At 33.0% G+C, this 19,419-nt stretch carries 18 protein-coding genes; 17 read left to right on the top strand and 1 reads right to left on the bottom strand.

Translation table 11 applies throughout. The annotated features are described in order from the left end of the window. Window positions 1–64: 64 nt before the first annotated feature. The 11 genes from mutS to hfq all read left to right on the top strand — a co-directional run bounded on the left by mutS (window position 65) and on the right by hfq (window position 13,281). Window positions 65–2,707: a DNA mismatch repair protein MutS gene (gene mutS / locus KA824_RS07295; RefSeq protein WP_107383969.1), complete on the top strand. Its 2,643-nt coding sequence runs from the start codon at window positions 65–67 to the stop codon at window positions 2,705–2,707. Window positions 2,708–2,722: 15 nt separating this feature from the next. After that, on the top strand, window positions 2,723–4,660 hold the full coding sequence (gene mutL / locus KA824_RS07290) for a DNA mismatch repair endonuclease MutL (protein WP_210133251.1): 1,938 nt from the start codon (window positions 2,723–2,725) through the stop codon (window positions 4,658–4,660). Window positions 4,661–4,673: 13 nt separating this feature from the next. Further along, window positions 4,674–5,207: a glycerol-3-phosphate responsive antiterminator gene (locus KA824_RS07285; RefSeq protein WP_107383981.1), complete on the top strand. Its 534-nt coding sequence runs from the start codon at window positions 4,674–4,676 to the stop codon at window positions 5,205–5,207. A 102-nt stretch (window positions 5,208–5,309) separates the two neighbouring features. Next, entirely contained in the window at window positions 5,310–5,714 is a 405-nt protein-coding gene (locus KA824_RS12975; RefSeq protein WP_308811659.1) for an LD-carboxypeptidase, read from the top strand. Between the two features lie 33 nt (window positions 5,715–5,747). Next, window positions 5,748–6,344 (top strand): S66 peptidase family protein, encoded by a 597-nt coding sequence (locus tag KA824_RS12970; RefSeq protein ID WP_308811661.1) that lies wholly within the window; start codon window positions 5,748–5,750, stop codon window positions 6,342–6,344. 172 nt (window positions 6,345–6,516) lie between these two features. Then, window positions 6,517–7,335, top strand: coding sequence for an MIP/aquaporin family protein (locus KA824_RS07275; RefSeq protein WP_107386589.1), 819 nt, complete (start codon window positions 6,517–6,519; stop codon window positions 7,333–7,335). Between the two features lie 177 nt (window positions 7,336–7,512). Then, the gene (gene glpK / locus KA824_RS07270; protein ID WP_107383965.1) at window positions 7,513–9,015 is read left to right on the top strand and encodes a glycerol kinase GlpK; all 1,503 of its coding nucleotides are present in this window, start codon (window positions 7,513–7,515) and stop codon (window positions 9,013–9,015) included. Window positions 9,016–9,161: 146 nt separating this feature from the next. After that, a complete protein-coding gene (locus tag KA824_RS07265; RefSeq protein ID WP_107386182.1) occupies window positions 9,162–10,835 on the top strand; it encodes a glycerol-3-phosphate dehydrogenase/oxidase in 1,674 nt (557 codons plus the stop codon). Window positions 10,836–11,156: 321 nt separating this feature from the next. Beyond that, entirely contained in the window at window positions 11,157–12,098 is a 942-nt protein-coding gene (locus tag KA824_RS07260) for an alpha/beta hydrolase (protein WP_107383963.1), read from the top strand. A gap of 15 nt (window positions 12,099–12,113) precedes the next feature. Then, complete coding sequence (gene miaA, locus KA824_RS07255; RefSeq protein WP_107383962.1) at window positions 12,114–13,061, top strand: tRNA (adenosine(37)-N6)-dimethylallyltransferase MiaA; 948 nt, start codon at window positions 12,114–12,116, stop codon at window positions 13,059–13,061. A gap of 1 nt (window position 13,062) precedes the next feature. Beyond that, entirely contained in the window at window positions 13,063–13,281 is a 219-nt protein-coding gene (gene hfq, locus KA824_RS07250) for an RNA chaperone Hfq (RefSeq protein ID WP_046208590.1), read from the top strand. A gap of 83 nt (window positions 13,282–13,364) precedes the next feature. On the opposite strand, the gene KA824_RS07245 is transcribed toward hfq, so the two are convergent. Continuing rightward, complete coding sequence (locus tag KA824_RS07245; RefSeq protein ID WP_107383961.1) at window positions 13,365–13,838, bottom strand: glutathione peroxidase; 474 nt, start codon at window positions 13,836–13,838, stop codon at window positions 13,365–13,367. 103 nt (window positions 13,839–13,941) lie between these two features. Here KA824_RS07245 and hflX point away from each other — a divergent pair, with 103 nt between their 5' ends. From hflX to KA824_RS07215, 6 genes are all read left to right on the top strand, one after another. Next, the gene (gene hflX / locus KA824_RS07240; protein ID WP_107383960.1) at window positions 13,942–15,174 is read left to right on the top strand and encodes a GTPase HflX; all 1,233 of its coding nucleotides are present in this window, start codon (window positions 13,942–13,944) and stop codon (window positions 15,172–15,174) included. Between the two features lie 14 nt (window positions 15,175–15,188). Beyond that, window positions 15,189–16,412: a methionine gamma-lyase family protein gene (locus KA824_RS07235; protein WP_107383959.1), complete on the top strand. Its 1,224-nt coding sequence runs from the start codon at window positions 15,189–15,191 to the stop codon at window positions 16,410–16,412. A gap of 248 nt (window positions 16,413–16,660) precedes the next feature. Continuing rightward, complete coding sequence (locus KA824_RS07230) at window positions 16,661–17,029, top strand: MerR family transcriptional regulator (RefSeq protein ID WP_181187463.1); 369 nt, start codon at window positions 16,661–16,663, stop codon at window positions 17,027–17,029. Between the two features lie 21 nt (window positions 17,030–17,050). Continuing rightward, window positions 17,051–18,391, top strand: coding sequence for a type I glutamate--ammonia ligase (gene glnA / locus KA824_RS07225; protein WP_019468737.1), 1,341 nt, complete (start codon window positions 17,051–17,053; stop codon window positions 18,389–18,391). A gap of 317 nt (window positions 18,392–18,708) precedes the next feature. Beyond that, window positions 18,709–18,909, top strand: coding sequence for a hypothetical protein (locus KA824_RS07220; RefSeq protein ID WP_107383958.1), 201 nt, complete (start codon window positions 18,709–18,711; stop codon window positions 18,907–18,909). A gap of 133 nt (window positions 18,910–19,042) precedes the next feature. Beyond that, window positions 19,043–19,419 (top strand): GNAT family N-acetyltransferase (locus KA824_RS07215; protein ID WP_181187462.1); only part of this gene is annotated, 377 nt, incomplete at its 3' end.

Genomic DNA, 19,419 nt, shown 5'->3' with positions numbered 1-19,419 from the left:
AATGATTTATTTAATGTATTTTAAATTATAGTGAGAAACTAATAGAAGGATTGTGAAAGATTAAATGACTAACCAAACGCCAATGATGCAGCAGTATTTAAAAATAAAATCACAATATCAAGATTGTTTACTATTTTTTAGATTAGGCGATTTTTATGAAATGTTTTTTGAAGATGCGAAAGAAGCATCTAGAGTTCTAGAAATAACATTAACGAAACGGGATGCTAAAAAAGAAAATCCCATTCCTATGTGCGGTGTACCTTACCATTCAGCAGATGGCTATATCGAAACATTAATTAATAATGGATATAAAGTTGCTATTTGCGAGCAAATGGAAGACCCTAGACAAACAAAGGGAATGGTAAAACGTGAGGTAGTTAGAATCGTTACGCCTGGTACGGTTATGGATCAAGGCGGCGTAGATGAAAAACAAAACAATTATATTTTGAGCTTTGTACAAATAAATGATTGTTATGCACTAAGTTATTGTGATGTGTCTACAGGAGAACTTAAAGTAACATCTTTTAACGATCAAGCTACATTAATTAATGAAATAACAACAATTAATCCAAATGAAATCGTGGTAAATGCGCAAATAGATGAGGGATTAAAACGTCAAATTAGTTTGACAACTGAAACAATTACAGTATTGAATGAAATATCAAATGCAGAATATGCAGTTAATACAAGTAATGATCAATCTTTATATAATGCGACTCAGTTATTACTTGATTATATTTTCCATACGCAAAAACGAGATCTATCTCATATAGAAACTGTTGTAAAATATGAAGCAGTAGATTTTATGAAAATGGACTTTTATGCAAAACGTAATTTAGAATTGACAGAAAGCATACGCCTAAAAAGTAAAAAAGGAACATTGCTATGGTTGATGGATGAAACTAAAACGCCTATGGGGGCAAGAAGATTAAAACAATGGATTGATAGACCGTTAATCCATAAAAACCAAATTGAATCTCGGCTAGATACAGTTGAGCAATTTATTGACTTTTTTATAGAGAGAGACACTTTGAGAGAACATCTTAATCAAGTATATGATATCGAGCGTTTAGTCGGCCGTGTAAGTTATGGAAATGTAAATGCTAGAGATTTAATTCAGTTAAAACATTCAATTTCTGAGATACCCAATATTAAACAATTATTAGATGGTTTAGATACAGAAACCACTGAACAATTTAAAGCACTTGAACCTTTAGATGAATTGTTAACATTGTTAGAAAATAGTTTGAAAGAAGAGCCACCTATCTCTGTTAAAGAAGGTGGATTATTCAAAAAAGGATTTAATCAGGAGCTTGATGAGTATTTAGAAGCATCGAAGAATGGTAAATCTTGGTTGGCTGAACTGCAGACAAAGGAACGTCAACGCACTGGTATTAAATCACTGAAGATTAGTTTTAACAAAGTCTTTGGATATTTTATTGAAATTACAAGAGCCAACTTGCAAGGTTTTGATCCTTCTGCATATGGTTATCATCGTAAACAAACTTTATCAAATGCAGAACGATTTATTACGGATGAATTAAAAGAAAAAGAAGATATTATTTTAGGTGCTGAAGATAAAGCGATTGAATTAGAATATCAATTATTTGTGCAATTGAGAGAGCAAATAAAAACGTATACAGAGCGTTTGCAAAAACAAGCGAAAATTATTTCAGAATTGGATTGTTTACAAAGTTTTGCAGAAATAGCGCAAAAATACAATTATGCAAGACCTGCATTTAGTGAAGACAAAACACTTAAATTAACAAATTCAAGGCATCCAGTTGTAGAACGTGTTATGGATCACAACGACTATGTGCCAAATGATTGTAAACTAGATCAAGATACGTTTATTTATTTAATCACAGGACCTAATATGTCAGGGAAATCTACTTATATGAGACAAGTTGCAATCATAAGTATTATGGCACAAATGGGCGCATACGTACCTTGTGAAGCAGCTGTATTACCAGTTTTTGATCAAATATTTACAAGAATTGGAGCTGCAGATGATTTAGTTTCTGGTAAAAGTACATTTATGGTTGAGATGTTGGAAGCACAAAAAGCACTTGCTAATGCTACAGAAGATAGTTTAATTATTTTTGATGAAATAGGTAGAGGTACCTCTACTTATGATGGATTGGCTTTGGCACAAGCTATGATTGAATTCGTTGCACATACTTCTCATGCCAAGACATTATTCTCTACACATTACCACGAATTAACAACTTTAGATCAGTCGTTATCTTCGTTGAAAAATGTTCATGTTGCAGCAAATGAATACAATGGTGAGCTTATCTTCTTACATAAAGTTAAAGATGGAGCTGTCGATGATAGCTATGGTATCCAAGTAGCGAAGTTAGCACATTTACCAGAAGCAGTTATCTCACGCGCACAAGTAATTCTAGATGCATTTGAACAAAATAATAATCAAGAACAAACGACAAATGAAAAAGTCAATGTTATTAAAACAGGTGTGGAAGCACAATCTTTAGAAAAACCAATAGTAGCAGAAAATGATTACAACTATAGCGATGACAAACAAGAACATAACAGCTACCAATTTGAACAAGCAGCTTTTGATTTGTTTGATTATCCAGCAGCACAAAGTGAAATAGAGAATGAAATTAAGCAATTAAATTTATCGAATATGACACCGATAGAAGCCCTAGTAAAACTTAGTGAATTACAGAATCAGTTAAAGTAGAGGTGAGGTCATTCAATGGGTAAAATAAAAGAATTACAGACATCTTTAGCAAATAAAATAGCAGCTGGTGAAGTAGTGGAAAGACCTGGATCAGTTGTGAAAGAACTATTAGAAAATGCAATTGATGCACAAGCAACAGAAATAAATATAGAGGTTGAACAATCAGGCGTCGCTTCTATACGTGTTGTTGACAACGGTACTGGTATTGAAATCGATGATTTAGATTTAGTATTCCATCGTCACGCAACAAGCAAATTGGATGCAGATGATGATCTGTTCCATATTCGTACATTAGGCTTTCGTGGAGAGGCATTAGCTAGTATTTCATCAGTTTCTAAGGTAACATTGAAAACATGCACAGATAATCAAGAAGGCCAAGAAATTTATGTGGAAAATGGTGAGGTTTTAAATCGAAAACCAGCTAAAGCAAAAAGAGGCACAGATATTTTAGTGGAGTCACTATTTTATAATACGCCAGCACGATTAAAATATATTAAGAGTCTATATACCGAACTAGGTAAGATAACAGATATAGTAAATCGTATGGCCATGAGTCATCCTGATATACGTATTTCGCTTGTGTCTGATGGTAAAACAATTATAAAAACAAATGGATCTGGTAGAACAAATGAAGTGATGGCTGAAATTTATGGTATGAAAGTTGCTAAAGACTTAGTACATGTTACAGGGGATACAAGTGATTATCATTTAGATGCTTATTTTGCGAAACCTGAACATTCTAGAAGTAATAAGCATTATATTTCTATCTTTATTAACGGGAGATATATTAAGAATTTCTTGTTAAATAAAGCGATTTTAGAAGGTTATCATACTTTATTAATGGTTGGTCGTTACCCAATATGTTATATCAATATTGAAATGGATCCGATATTGGTAGATGTCAATGTCCATCCAACTAAATTAGAGGTAAGATTATCAAAAGAAGACCAGCTTTTTGAATTAATCGTTAACAAAATTCGTGAAGCTTTTAAAGATCGCATTTTAATTCCTCAAAATGATATGGATAAAATGACGAAGAAAAACAAGGTATTAAACCAATTTGAGCAACAGAAAATGGATTTTGAAAAACGTCAACAACAAAATAACTTTGAGCAAAATATTGAACAAACAGCTGATTCAAACATGCATAATGAAAATGACAAAAGTGTAGAAAATGAAGCATCTTATATAAATCAACACGATGGTGAACAAAATCGTATTCAAGAATCACAAAATGATTATAAGAAAATACAAAATGAACTACTTTATGATTTTGAAACAACAAATAGTGATTCTACTGATAATGAAGTCTCAGTTGAAGATAATAGTGATGAGGATATTAAAGGTCGCGTGAGTGCTTCACCAACTCGTCGAATACCCTACATGGAAATTGTTGGACAAGTCCACGGTACCTATATTATCGCTCAAAATGAAAATGGTATGTTTATGATTGACCAACACGCAGCTCAAGAAAGAATAAAGTATGAATATTTCAGAGAAAAAATTGGTGATGTTGTAAATGAAAGTCAAAATTTATTAATCCCGTTAACTTTCCATTTCTCAAAAGATGAATTAATGATTATTAATCAGTATAAAGATGAATTAGATAAGGTAGGCGTGCATTTAGAACCATTTGGTGGACATGATTATATTGTAGATAGCTATCCTGTTTGGTTTCCGAAAGAAGAAGCAGAAGAAATCATCAAAGATATGATTGAATATGTATTAGAACATAAAAAAGTCGACGTTAGAAAAATTCGTGAAGAAGCTGCGATTATGATGAGTTGTAAAAAATCAATTAAGGCTAACCACTATCTAAAAAATAATGAAATGGCAGATTTAGTCAATCAGTTGAGAGAGACTGAAGATCCATTCACCTGTCCGCATGGAAGACCCATTATTATTAATTTCTCAAATTATGAATTAGAACGTCTATTTAAACGTATTGTCTAAGGAGGAATTCATGTTGAAACCGCATATTTTACCTGCAGTTCGCTCAATGAAAGATTTAGAAAAATTAACGATGACAGATTATAAGGAATGTGTCATGTTAGATGCGCATATTGGGCATGTTAAAAGCATCATGGGTCTATTAAACAAGAATAATATTGAAACATACATGCATATCGATTTAATCAAAGGTATGAGCCATGATGAATTCGCGTGTGAATACATTATTCAAAATTATCATCCTAAAGGCATCGTTTCAACCAAGACAAAAGTAATTAACAAAGCAAAATCACTAAATACAACAACTGTGTTCAGAGTATTTGTATTAGATAGCCATGCATTATCTAGAAGTATTGAATTGATTAAGCGTGTAGAACCAGATTTTGTGGAAGTTTTACCGGGTATTGCTACAAAAGCCATACGTATCATTAACGAAGAAACGAATACTGCTGTAATTGCTGGCGGACTCATTAACAGTAAAGAAGAAGTAGACATTGCAGTTTCAAATGGTGCAAAATATATTACAACTAGTGATCGATCGTTATGGTAATCTAATCAGATGATATAACTAAAACAATAAAAGTTAAGTATTTTGATATCATCAATATATTTGCGAACGATCGCCATGAACGAGTATAGGGAGTTGTTGATAATGATAAAACCAATGCAATTAAAAGAAGGAGACACTGTGGCGATTGTGTCTCTTTCTTCTGGTTTAGCAGGTGAAAGTGATATATTATGGCGAACGCGACAAGGCATTCATCGTTTGGAAAGTGAATTTGGTTTAAAAGTCAAAGTAATGCCCCATGCACTCAAAGGTGTAACGTTTATTCACGATCACCCAGAATGTAGAGCGAAAGATTTAAATGAAGCAGTAAAAGATCCAGAAGTTAAAGCTATTATTAGTTGTATTGGTGGAGAAGATGCGATACGCATTTTGCCTTATGTGGATTTGCAGGCAATTGCCACAAATCCTAAAATATTCAGTGGTTATTCAGATACAACTACAGTACATTTGATGTTTTATAAAATGGGGATAGTTAGTTTTTATGGGTAGGCATTACTTACTGATTTTGCAGAAAATATTGCAATGGATACATATACTGTAGAGAATATTAACAAGTGTTGGTTTAATACAAATAAAATTGGAACAATAGAACCAGCATTTTATATACGACCATACGGATTAAAGTGGGATATAAAAAATAAAAACAGGTGTAGACCTGAAATAGTCCAAAATGGATACGAAATATTAAATGGTAATAACAAAGTAAGCGGCCATCTTTTAGGCGGGAATCTAGAAACTTTTGTTGACTTACGTCATACTTCAATATTTCCTGAAATTGAGGCTTTTAATGGGGCAATATTATTTTTAGAAACATCGGAAGACACACCGACACCGGAAATGTTTGCTGAATATTTAGAGCAATTGCTAGAGCATGGTATTTTAAACCGTCTGAATGGCATGATTTTTGGCAAGCCTTTTAACAATGTATATTATGAAAATTATAAAAGAGAAATATTTAAAATAATAAAAAAATGCAATAATCCTAAAATGGTTGTTTTTTATAATTTATCATTTGGTCACAATGAACCAAAACATGCGATTCCTTATGGGTTGATGGCACAAATTGATCCATTAACCGGTCAGTTTAGTATCGCTGAAAACAGTGTAGTATCCACTTAAGTTGTGACAACTTTTCTACAAAAACATTTGACAACGCTTACAACAACGGTGTAAGATAAACTCAAGTTAATATTTAGAAAAGAGATGGGAGATTTCTACAGTAATTAAACCGGTGGTTCACAACTGGATATAATTGTAGGGATCTCCCTGTCTTATTTTAGGAGGAGTCTTTATGAGTGTATATTTTGCTGAATTTTTGGGAACAGCAATACTTGTACTATTTGGGGGAGGCGTTGTTGCAAACGTCAACTTAAAAAGAAGTAATGGGAATGGCGCAGATTGGATCGTTATTGCTACAGGTTGGGGATTAGCAGTTACTATGGGAGTGTACGCGGTAGGTAATATATCGGGTGCGCATTTAAATCCAGCAGTGACTTTAGCATTTGCAATGGATGGCGCAGTTAATTGGTCTATGGTACCTGGTTATATCATCTGTCAAATCCTTGGTGGTATTGTGGGTGGTGCATTAGTTTGGTTAATGTATTTAGCTCAATGGAAAGCAACAGAAGATCAAGGTACAAAATTAGCTGTATTTTCTACAGCTCCTGCCATTAAGAACTATTTTGCAAACTTTATGAGTGAAATTATTGGCACAGCTATTTTAACAATGGGGCTTTTATTCATCGGTATGAATAAAATTGCTGATGGACTAAATCCATTAATTGTCGGTAGTTTAATCGTTGCAATTGGTTTAAGCCTAGGTGGTCCTACAGGTTATGCAATTAACCCAGCGCGTGATTTAGGTCCACGTATTGCACATGCAATTCTACCAATCTCTGGCAAAGGCGATTCTAATTGGTCCTATGCAATTGTACCAGTGTTAGGCCCTGTGACTGGTGGTATGATTGGTGCGGTGATTTATAGACTGTTTTATAAAGGTGCATTTGATACAATGTCAGTGGTTGCAATCGTATTATTAATCATCACACTTATTTTAGGTGTCGTATTAAATAAAGCGAAAAATGCTAAAGGTATTGAATCGATATATTAATTACGTTTAATTTATTTGTATTTACGTTAAAATATAACTAGATATTATTATCATTGGATTAATATAAAATTATTAGTTGAGTGAACTAATAAAAAAAGGGTACAAAAAAGTATGTATATCAATGTGAATTACATATGTAATTCGTGTTATGAACATTAGAAGAGGGAGCTAATAATTATGGAAAAATATATTTTGTCAATCGACCAAGGCACTACGAGTTCTAGAGCAATTCTGTTTGATCAAGACGGAAAAATCAAAGGCGTTGCACAACGTGAATTCAAACAATATTTTCCAAAATCAGGCTGGGTAGAACATGATGCTAATGAAATTTGGACGTCTGTTTTAGCTGTTATGGCTGAAGTTTTAAATGAAGAAAACGTTGGTGCAGATCAAATTGCTGGTATTGGTATTACAAACCAACGTGAAACTACGGTAGTGTGGGATAAGAAAACATCAAGACCGGTATATCATGCAATTGTTTGGCAATCACGTCAAACACAAGGCATCTGTCAAGAATTAAAAGAACAAGGTTTAGAAGATAAATTCAGAGAAAAAACAGGTCTCTTATTAGATCCGTATTTCGCTGGGACAAAAGTTAAATGGATTCTTGATAATGTAGAAGGTGCAAGAGAAAAAGCTGATAATGGAGATTTATTATTCGGTACAATTGATTCATGGCTAGTGTGGAAATTATCTGGTGGCAAAGCACATATTACAGATTATACAAATGCAAGCCGTACATTGATTTATAATATCCATGATTTAGAATGGGATCAAGAATTATTGGATATATTAGAAATTCCAAACACTATGTTACCTGAAGTTAAAGAGTCTAGTGAAGTTTATGCAAATACCATTGATTATCATTTCTTTGGACAAGAAATACCAATTGCTGGTATTGCAGGTGACCAACAAGCAGCATTATTTGGTCAAGCTTGTTTTGAACGTGGAGATGTAAAAAACACCTACGGTACAGGTGGCTTTATGTTGATGAATACAGGTGAAGAAGCTGTAGCATCTAAAAGCGGTTTGTTAACAACAATCGCTTACGGACTAGATGGAAAAGTTAATTATGCACTTGAAGGTTCTATCTTTGTTTCGGGTTCAGCCATTCAATGGTTACGAGATGGATTAAGAATGATTAATTCTGCACCACAATCAGAAAATTACGCAGAACGTGTAGAATCTACAGAAGGTGTTTACGTTGTGCCTGCATTCGTAGGCTTAGGAACACCATATTGGGATGCAGATGCACGTGGAGCAATCTTTGGTTTAACGCGTGGTACTGAAAAAGAACACTTTATCCGTGCTACATTAGAATCACTGTGTTATCAAACGCGTGATGTACTTGAAGCAATGGAAAAAGATTCTGATATTACAGTGAATAACCTGCGTGTTGACGGTGGTGCTGTTAAAAATAACTTTATTATGCAATTCCAATCTGATTTATTAAACGTGAGTGTTGAACGTCCAGAAATTAATGAAACAACAGCTTTAGGTGCTGCTTATTTAGCTGGTTTAGCTGTAGGTTTCTGGGATAATAAAGATGAAATTGCTAACCGTTGGAAACTAGAAAAAGAATTTAATCCAGATATGGAAGAAAAAGAAAGAAATAAATTATATAAAGGCTGGAAAAAAGCTGTAGAAGCAACGCAAGTCTTTAAGTTAGACGATGAATAAAGAATTAGACTTATCTAAGTTTCTTATGCTATAATAAGGGTAAGTTAATATTATCGAGATGAGAATTGAGAGACACTGTTCGTACAATTATATATGTATGGGATAGGTCTCTCTTTTTTTATTACTATTAGGAGGCGCTAGATTTTATGAGTTTATCAACTTTGAAAAGAGAGCAGATTAAGAAAGATTTAAAAAATGATACTTTTGACGTTGTCATTATCGGTGGAGGTATTACTGGTGCAGGTATTGCATTAGATGCAACACAAAGAGGTATGAAGGTTGCGTTAGTAGAAATGCAAGACTTTGCACAAGGTACAAGTTCACGTTCAACAAAATTAGTTCATGGTGGTTTACGTTACTTGAAGCAATTGCAAGTGGGCGTTGTAGCAGAAACTGGTCGTGAGCGTGCGATTGTATATGAAAATGGCCCTCATGTAACGACACCAGAGCGTATGTTATTGCCAATGCATAAAGGTGGTTCAATGGGTAAATTTACCACAGCTATTGGTTTAACAATGTATGACAGACTAGCAGGCGTAAAAAAATCAGAACGTAAAACAATGTTAAATGCTAAAGAAACGTTAGCGAAAGAGCCACTTGTTAAAAAATCAGGCTTAAAAGGCGGCGGATCTTACGTTGAATATCGTACTGACGATGCGCGTTTAACAATTGAAGTTATGAAACGTGCAGCTGAAAAAGGCGCAACAATAATTAACCATACGAAATCAGTACATTTCACATATGATTCAAATGAAAAGGTAAATGGTATTCATGCTGAAGACCAAATTACTGGTGAAACTTACCCAATTAAGGCTAAAAAAGTAATCAATGCGAGTGGCCCATGGGTAGATGAAGTACGTAGCGGTGATTATGCACGTAATAACAAACAACTGCGCTTAACAAAAGGTGTTCATATTGTTATAGATCAATCGAAATTCCCATTAGGACAAGCAGTATACTTTGATACTGAAAAAGATGGACGTATGATTTTTGCGATTCCTCGTGAAGGAAAAGCATATGTAGGTACAACAGATACGTTTTACGATAACGATAAAACGTCACCATTAGCAACACAGGAAGATAGAGATTATTTAATCGACGCAATCAACTATATGTTCCCAGATGTAAATGTAGCTGATGAAGACATTGAATCATCATGGGCTGGTGTTAGACCATTGATTTTAGAAGAAGGTAAAGATCCTTCAGAAATTTCTCGTAAAGATGAAGTATGGGAAGGTAAGTCTGGTTTACTCACGATTGCTGGTGGTAAATTAACTGGTTATCGCCATATGGCATTAGAAATTGTGGACTTATTATCTAAACGCTTAAAATCAGAGTACGGTTTGAAATTTGATAAATGTGCTACAAAACACTTACCAATTTCTGGTGGAGATGTTGGTGGTAGTGCAAACTTTGATAACTTTATTGATAAAAAAGTTGAAGATGCCAAAGCTTATCAAATAGATGATGCAACAGCACGTCATTTTGCAACGAAATATGGTTCGAATGTAGAAGAATTATTCAAAATTGCTCAAACAGCACAATATCAAGAGTCTGGTTTACCATTAGATATTTATACAGAATTGATTTATTCTATTCAAAACGAAATGGTTCATCGTCCAACAGATTTCTTTATTCGTCGTACTGGTAAACTTTATTTCAAAATAGATGATGTTCTAAATTATAAAGATCAAGTGATTGATGTAATGGCTGAATTACTTGGCTACACAGATATTCAAAAAGACTTGTTTACAAAAGAACTTCAAACTGCAATTGATGAAGCACAAACGGGTAATAATCAACCTGCAGTTAAAGAATAAATTTAAATATTGTATGAATCTATCATTGAATGCTCATGTATATGAGTGAGTGGATTCAAACTATGAATAATAATTTCCCCCCTTCAAAGTAGACATTAAAAAATGTAAGCTTTGAAGGGGGTTTTTATATCTAAGAAATATAGAGCGACACAGGTTTTTTTACTTAGTTAGTTTTTAAAGATATAATGCATTTAATTTCACTAATAATTGCGTTGTAAAATGTAATAAAGCTTAATAGCATTGTATTTGAAAACAGTGTACTTTGAAGGTATATTGTATAATGTATGATGAATGAAACGAAACGTGATTTGGGGGTAAAACATGAGTGGAAATGAGTTTAAAATCACTGTTGCAGATGGGACAACTTTAGAAGTGAAATTGAATAAGGCGAAAAAAGATACGATTGGTGTTATTCACTTACTTCATGGCATGGCGGAACATATGGATAGATATGATGCGCTTGTTGAATCATTAAATCAACAAGGATATGATGTACTGCGACACAACCATAGAGGGCATGGTATAGATATAGAATCATACGAACGTGGTCACATTGATAGTATGGAGCAAACAGCTGACGATACTTTTGAAATTGCACAGACGTTGTATTCTGATTCTGTGCATACGCCATATATTATATTAGGGCATTCTATGGGTTCTATTATCGCTAGAATTTTCACACAAAAATATCCTGATGTTGCGCAAGGTATGATTTTATCAGGAACTATGCAGTACCCTAAATATCTAGGTAAACTCGTACAAATAGTTTTAAAACTTATCACTTTAATAACTGGAAAAAGACGGCGTTTAAAATGGTTAAACCAAATAATGTATAAAACCTTTAATAAAAATATAAAAAATAATAAATCGGAAAGTGATTGGTTATCCAGCGATGAACAAGAAGTAGAAAAATTTGAAAAAGACCCTTATACTGGATTTTTAGTCTCAAATCAATTGATTTTTGAAACAGTGAAATATATGTTACAAACAAGTAAATTAAAAAATATAAAAAAAATGAAACCAGATCTACCCATTTTACTTATTTCTGGAAAAGATGATGCGATAGGTAATTATGGCAAAGGGATTAGACATTTAGGGAAATTATATAAAAAAGGTAATATTCAACATATCACAGTACATTTATACAAAAATAAAAGACATGAAGTCTTATTTGAAAAAGATGCGACGACTACATGGCAACATATGTACGATTGGATAGAAAGACAAATTTTAAAAAAATATAACAGAGCAGATAAAGCATAGAGAGAGTTGATATAAGTGCAGAGCGATAAACCATTCATAATTGCATTAGTTGGTCCAACAGCTGTTGGTAAAACAGAATTAAGCATTGAATTGGCTAAAAAATTTAATGGTGAAATAATTAGCGGAGATTCCATGCAAGTATATAAATACATGGATATTGGAACAGCAAAAATAAAACAAGAAGAGATGGCTGATATACCTCATCATATGATAGATATTTTGGAACCTGATGAAACTTTTTCTGCATATGATTTTAAAAATAGAGCTCAAAATTTAATTAATGAAATCACGGATAGAAATCATGTGCCTATCATAGTTGGTGGCACAGGCTTGTATATCCAATCATTAATCTATAATTATGCCTTCGAGGATGAAACGATATCTGAAGCACAACAAATTAAAGTCGATCATGCGCTAAAAGAAATAGATTCATTAACAAATGAAGCAATGCATGACTATTTAGCATCTATAGATAAAATTTCAGCTGATAATATACATCCAAATAACCGAAAAAGAGTTCGAAGAGCTATTGAATATTATTTAAAAACAAAAAAACTTTTAAGTTCACGCAAGAAAAACCAACAATATACAGAAAATTATGATACATTATTAATAGGGATAGAAATGTCACGCGAAACTTTATATCAAAGAATTAATAAACGTGTAGATATAATGTTGGAACGCGGATTACTAAATGAAGTGAAACAACTCGTTGAAGATGGTTTTGAAACTTGTCAAAGTATGCAAGCTATCGGATATAAAGAGATGTTACCTGTAATTAAAAATGAGGCTAGTCTAGCCGAAGCAACAAATAAATTGAAAAAGCATTCTAGAAATTATGCTAAAAGACAAATGACTTGGTTCAAAAACAAACTCGACGTAGTATGGTTAGATAGAGAGAAAATGTCACTTTCATTGATGTTAGATGAAGTTTCAGTCCAAATAAAGAAAAGGAGAACATAACATGAATACAACAGAAAACATCCAAGATAAATTCCTAGGACAATTTAAGGCTGATCAAACGAAAGTTATCGTATTTTTAGTAAACGGTTTTCAAATGAAGGGCATTATTGAAGATTATGATGACAATTTAGTTTGTTTATTAACACAAGGAAAGCAACATCTTATTTATAAACATGCTATCAGTACATTCACGCTTGATGATGCAGTAGAAGAAGTATAATATTAAAAAACAATTTATTTTGCATACTTTAAATGAAAAAGCTACACTTTGATATAAATTATCAAGTGTAGCTTTCTTATTATTTATAATAGTGCTTCAATATCTGCTTCAATTTGACCTGGTTTTTTTTGTGGTGCGTAACGATTGGTTACTTTACCTTCTCTATCAATCAAAAATTTTGTGAAATTCCATTTGATTTTTTCATTGAAAAATCCATTTTGTTGTTCTGTTAGGAATTGATATAATGGGTGTTGATTTTCTCCTTTGACATCAATCTTTTCATGCATTGGAAAAGATACGCCATAATTGATTTTACAGTTTTGAGTCGCTTCTTCACCAGTACCTGGCTCTTGACCTCCAAATTGATTACATGGAAAACCTAGTACAACAAATCCTTGGTCTTTATAGTTGTCGTATAAATGTTGTAATCCTTCAAATTGTGGTGTGAAACCACATTCACTAGCAGTATTAACAATTAGCAATACTTTGTTTTTATATTCTTCTAATTTGTATGTTTCACCATTTGATTTTTGAACTTCTATATCGTATATAGTCATATAGCGTCACCTCTTATTAATAATTTAACATAATTTGAGAAGATAGTCTTTATATAAACACTATGATAAAATAGCAAAGAAAACTTTGAAAGAGGTGCATGTTATGAGCCAACAAACACATACGACTAAAAAGGAATTAGAATCAGCAATTTTAGTTGGAGTACAAGCTCAAACCGATGAAGTGTTTGATTTTGAATCAACAATGGAAGAATTAGCTTCATTGTCTGAAACATGCCAATTAAATGTACAAGCTGAATTTACTCAGAACAGACAACATTTTGATAATAAATATTACGTTGGAAAAGGTAAGTTAGAAGAAATTAAAGCATACGTAGAAATGAACGAAATAGATGTAGTAGTTGCTAATGATGAATTGACAACGGCACAGTCAAAAACATTAAATGGTAATTTGAATGTTAAAATTATCGACAGAACGCAACTGATTTTAGAAATTTTTGCACTTCGAGCACGAAGTAAAGAAGGTAAGTTACAAGTAGAATTAGCGCAATTAGATTATTTATTACCAAGACTCCAAGGTCATGGGCGTAGTTTATCAAGATTAGGTGGAGGCATTGGAACGAGAGGTCCTGGTGAAACTAAATTAGAAATGGACCGTCGTCATATTAGAACACGCATGAATGAAATAAAACATCAATTAGAAACAGTGGTTGAACATCGTGAGCGTTATCGTAATAAACGTGAACAAAATAATGTGTTTCAAGTAGCACTAATTGGTTATACAAACGCTGGTAAATCATCTTGGTTTAATGCATTAGCTAATGAAGCTACCTATGAGAAGAATTTACTTTTTGCTACTTTAGATCCTAAGACAAGACAAATTCAAATTAATGATGGATTTAATTTAATCATATCTGATACGGTTGGTTTTATTCAAAAACTACCAACTACACTTATCGCTGCGTTTAAATCTACATTAGAAGAAGCGAAAGGTGCAGATTTGTTGTTACATGTCGTAGATGCGAGTCATCCTGAATATCGTGTTCAGTATGATACAGTTAATCAAATTATAGGTGATTTAGAAATGGGGCATATTCCACAAGCTATTATTTTTAATAAAAAAGATTTACATGAAGGTACTGCCCCTACTACTAATTTACCATCAATATTTGTTTCAAGTAAAAATGAAGCAGATGAAGAAAAAGTGAAACAATTACTTATTGAGCAAGTAAAATCTGCTTTGACTACTTATGAAGAAAATGTACCAAGTGCTGATGCCGATAGATTATATTTTTTAAAACAGCATACACTTGTCACTGAAATCAAATTTAATGAAACAGATGCAACATATACCGTAAAAGGTTTTAAAAAAGAATAGGAAGAAGAATTACGATGAAAAATACGAAGCAATTAATAGCAGAAACAGAAGCAAAACTAGAACCATATTTTAAAAAAATAGAAGAAATCGCTTATATCAATCAAGAAAAAGTGTTAGATGCATTCCATGCTGTTAAAGTAGCTGAAAGTGACTTACTGGGGACAACGGGTTATGGTTATGATGATATAGGTCGGGATCATTTAGAAGCGGTTTATGCACATGCATTTAAGGCAGAAGATGCATTAGTACGTCCCCAAATTATTTCTGGCACGCATGCGATCACGATTGCATTACAAAGTACTTTGAAATATGGGGATGAGTTATTGTATATCACTGGAGATCCTTACGATACGTTATTAGAAGTGATAGGTATTAATGGTAATGGTATAGAAAGTTTAAAAGAACACGGAATACTATATAATAAGGTTGACTTAAAGCATGGTGAAATTGATATTGATAAGGTATTGTCTAAAATATCATCGCAAACTAAGGTTATTGCTATTCAGCGTTCGAAAGGTTATGATCAACGACCATCCATAGATTTAACAAACATAGAAAGCGCGATTCAAAAAATAAAAGCCAAATACCCTGAAATCATAATTTTTGTAGATAATTGTTATGGTGAATTTGTTGAAGAACGGGAACCTATAGAATGTGGTGCTGATTTAATGGCAGGTTCATTAATTAAAAACCCAGGTGGAGGTTTAGCTAAAATTGGTGGTTATATCGTAGGTAATGAAACATTGGTAGAAAGATGTGGATACCGTTTAACCGCGCCAGGAATTGGTAAAGAAGCCGGTGCCTCTCTATATTCATTGCAAGAAATGTATCAAGGCTTCTTCTTAGCGCCTCATGTGGTTAGTCAAAGTTTGAAAGGTGCATTATTTACGAGTTTATTATTAGAAAAAATGAATATGCACACTTCACCAAGATTTGATGTGCCTAGAACAGATTTGATTCAAACGGTCACTTTTGATACGAAGGAACAGATGATTCAATTTTGTCAAAGTATTCAAGCAGCTTCCCCGATTAACGCACATTTTAGTCCTGAACCATCTTATATGCCAGGTTATGAAGATGATGTTATTATGGCTGCGGGTACTTTTATTCAAGGTTCTTCAATTGAATTATCAGCGGATGGTCCAATTAGACCCCCATATGAAGCATATATACAAGGCGGCTTAACGTATGAACACATTAAGTTAGCAGTAACAAGAGCTGTTGAAAAGTTATTTTAATAACCTGAAAGAGATGCCACATTGAATTGCATTTATTGCTATGTTAAATAGCAAATTGTAATGTATATGTGGCTTTTTTAATTAAATTAAAAAAATTTCGGAAAATTCAGCGATTAAATTGAATAAAACTGTTATAAAGTCAGTAAGATCAATGGTTTGAAGTATATGTTAGAAAACCTGACATATTTTTGAATTACTTTAGTAATTATGCTAAATTAAATACAAGTTCAAAAATAGAGGTGATTGGATTGGAGTCAAAAGATACGATACGACGAAGCATGCCGGTCTTCTCTATGAGTGTTGTTACGAAATTAAGTGAATTAACTGCTAGACAAGTTCGCTATTATGAGACACATGAACTGATTAAACCACATAGATCAGAAGGAAATAAACGACTTTTTTCGTTAAACGATTTGGAACGCCTTTTAGAGATAAAAAGATTAATAGAAAAAGGTTTTAATTTAAAAGGTATTAAACAGATTTTAAATGACGAACAAGAACACCTTTCTGATGTTGAACAAGAAACGAGAAAACAAATGATTGTTGATGCTACACAGAAACCACAACGAGAAGCGATTCCGATAAATCGTGGAGATTTATCTCGATTTATCAAATAAAATTAATGGGGGACATTTATAATGGCAAAACGTACATTTACAAAGGAAGACATACACAAGTTCGCTAAGGAAGAAAATGTCAGATACCTACGTTTACAATTTACTGATATTTTAGGTGTAATTAAAAACGTGGAAGTACCAGTAAGCCAATTAGAAAAAGTTTTAGATAACGAAATGATGTTTGACGGATCTTCAATTGAAGGTTTCGTACGTATTGAAGAATCAGACATGTATTTATATCCAGATTTAGATACATGGGTTATTTTCCCATGGACAGCCGGTCAAGGTAAAGTAGCTCGTCTTATCTGTGATGTTTATAAAACAGATGGCACACCATTTGAAGGTGACCCACGCGCAAACTTAAAACGTGTGTTAAAAAACATGCAAGATTTAGGATTTAGTGAACTTAATTTAGGGCCAGAACCTGAATTCTTCTTGTTTAAATTAGATGAAAAAGGTGAACCAACATTAGAATTAAATGATAATGGTGGTTACTTTGACCTTGCACCAACAGATTTAGGTGAAAATTGTCGTCGCGATATTGTTTTAGAATTAGAGGATATGGGCTTTGATATTGAAGCAAGTCACCACGAAGTGGCACCGGGCCAACATGAAATTGATTTTAAATATGCAGATGCTATCACTGCTTGTGATAATATCCAGACATTTAAATTAGTTGTTAAAACAATCGCACGTCAACACAATCTTCATGCAACATTTATGCCTAAACCATTATTTGGTGTGAACGGAAGCGGCATGCACTTCAATATGTCACTTTTCAAAGGTAAAGAAAATGCCTTTTACGATCCAGAGGGCGATATGGAAATGACTAAAGATGCTTATCATTTTATCGCGGGGATTCTGAAAAATGCACGTGGTTTAACTGGTGTATGTAACCCATTAGTTAATTCTTATAAACGTTTAGTTCCAGGTTATGAAGCGCCATGCTATATTGCTTGGAGTGGTAAAAACCGTTCACCATTAATCCGTGTACCAACTTCACGTGGTTTATCAACGCGTGTAGAAGTTCGTTCAGTAGATCCAGCAGCCAATCCTTACTTAGCATTAGCAGCTATCTTACAAGCGGGCTTAGACGGTATTGAAAATAAATTAGAAGTACCAGAACCAGTAAATCAAAATATATATGAAATGAATCGTGAAGAACGTGAAGCCGTTGGTATTCAAGATTTACCATCAACATTATATACAGCTATTAAAGCAATGAAAGATAATGATTCTATTAAAGAAGCTTTAGGTAATCACATTTATAATCAATTTATAAACTCTAAATCTATTGAATGGGATTACTATAGAACTCAAGTTTCTGAATGGGAAAGAGAACAATACTTAAAACAATACTAGGTGCTAAGCAAAAGGGGCAAACACTAGGTATATAAGCAATTCGGGTCACTTATTCGTAAGTGATTCGGGTTGCTTTTTTTGCACCCACTCGTATTTATAAGTGCCTTTTGGGTGAAAATCAGGGATGATTCAGCCTATTTTTAACTATTAGAAAGTGAAAAAGTTATGTAAAATTTGTATGAAGTGATATAATTTTTGAAAATAAGATTAGATTTTTTAATATAGTGTATTATATTTATAGGTTTTTAAGTTAAAGTAAAAATAACGTTTAGTCTTATTGAAATGATTTAAACTAATTAAAAAGGGGTTGGAGTTAAATGCAAGAAGTAAAATTAAGTACGTTAAAAGCGGGTTCCTTAAAAGAATTAGAAAGTAGCATAAATGCATATTTAAAAGATGAAGAAGTAGCGAATTATCAATTACTCAATTCAACTGTTCGTGAAATAGAAGAGCGTGCTTTTTCAGCAAATGAAGAAGAATTTCATGCTATATTAACATTTATAAAAGAAGTAGAATAAGAACAAACGTTATTGATTGTAATGATTACTAAGTTTTAGGGAATTACAAAATACACAATATGAGGTTGAGACTATTATCACGTCTCAACCTTTTTCTAATGAAAATTGATTTGTGAATGAAAGGTAGAATGTAATGAAGTATTTAAAAGTACAGATGACAAGAGAAAATTTAGAAAGTATTCCACAGTATGAATTACCTGTTGGATATAAAATTCGTAACTTTAAAATAGGAGAAGAAGTAAAATGGGCAAATTTGGAAATGAAAGTTAATGAATTTGATACTACTGATCAAGCATTGACACATTTCAACACTGAATTTGGACCGTATATTAATGAAATGGAACAAAGATGTTTGTTTCTTGAGAATCCCGAAGGAGAAGTTATTGGTACCGCAACTGCTTGGTATGGACATTTAACAAAAGATAGCAAAACATCTGGACGAATCCATTGGGTTGCGATTATTCCGGAGTATCAAGGTAAGCAATTATCTGATAAAGTCCGTATAATTGT

Origin of the sequence: Staphylococcus sp. GDY8P198P (genome assembly GCF_017891615.1) — a bacterium.
GTDB lineage: Bacteria > Bacillota > Bacilli > Staphylococcales > Staphylococcaceae > Staphylococcus > Staphylococcus cohnii.
Note: the sequence above shows the minus strand (reverse complement) of the source record. Positions and strands in the feature narration are given on the sequence as shown.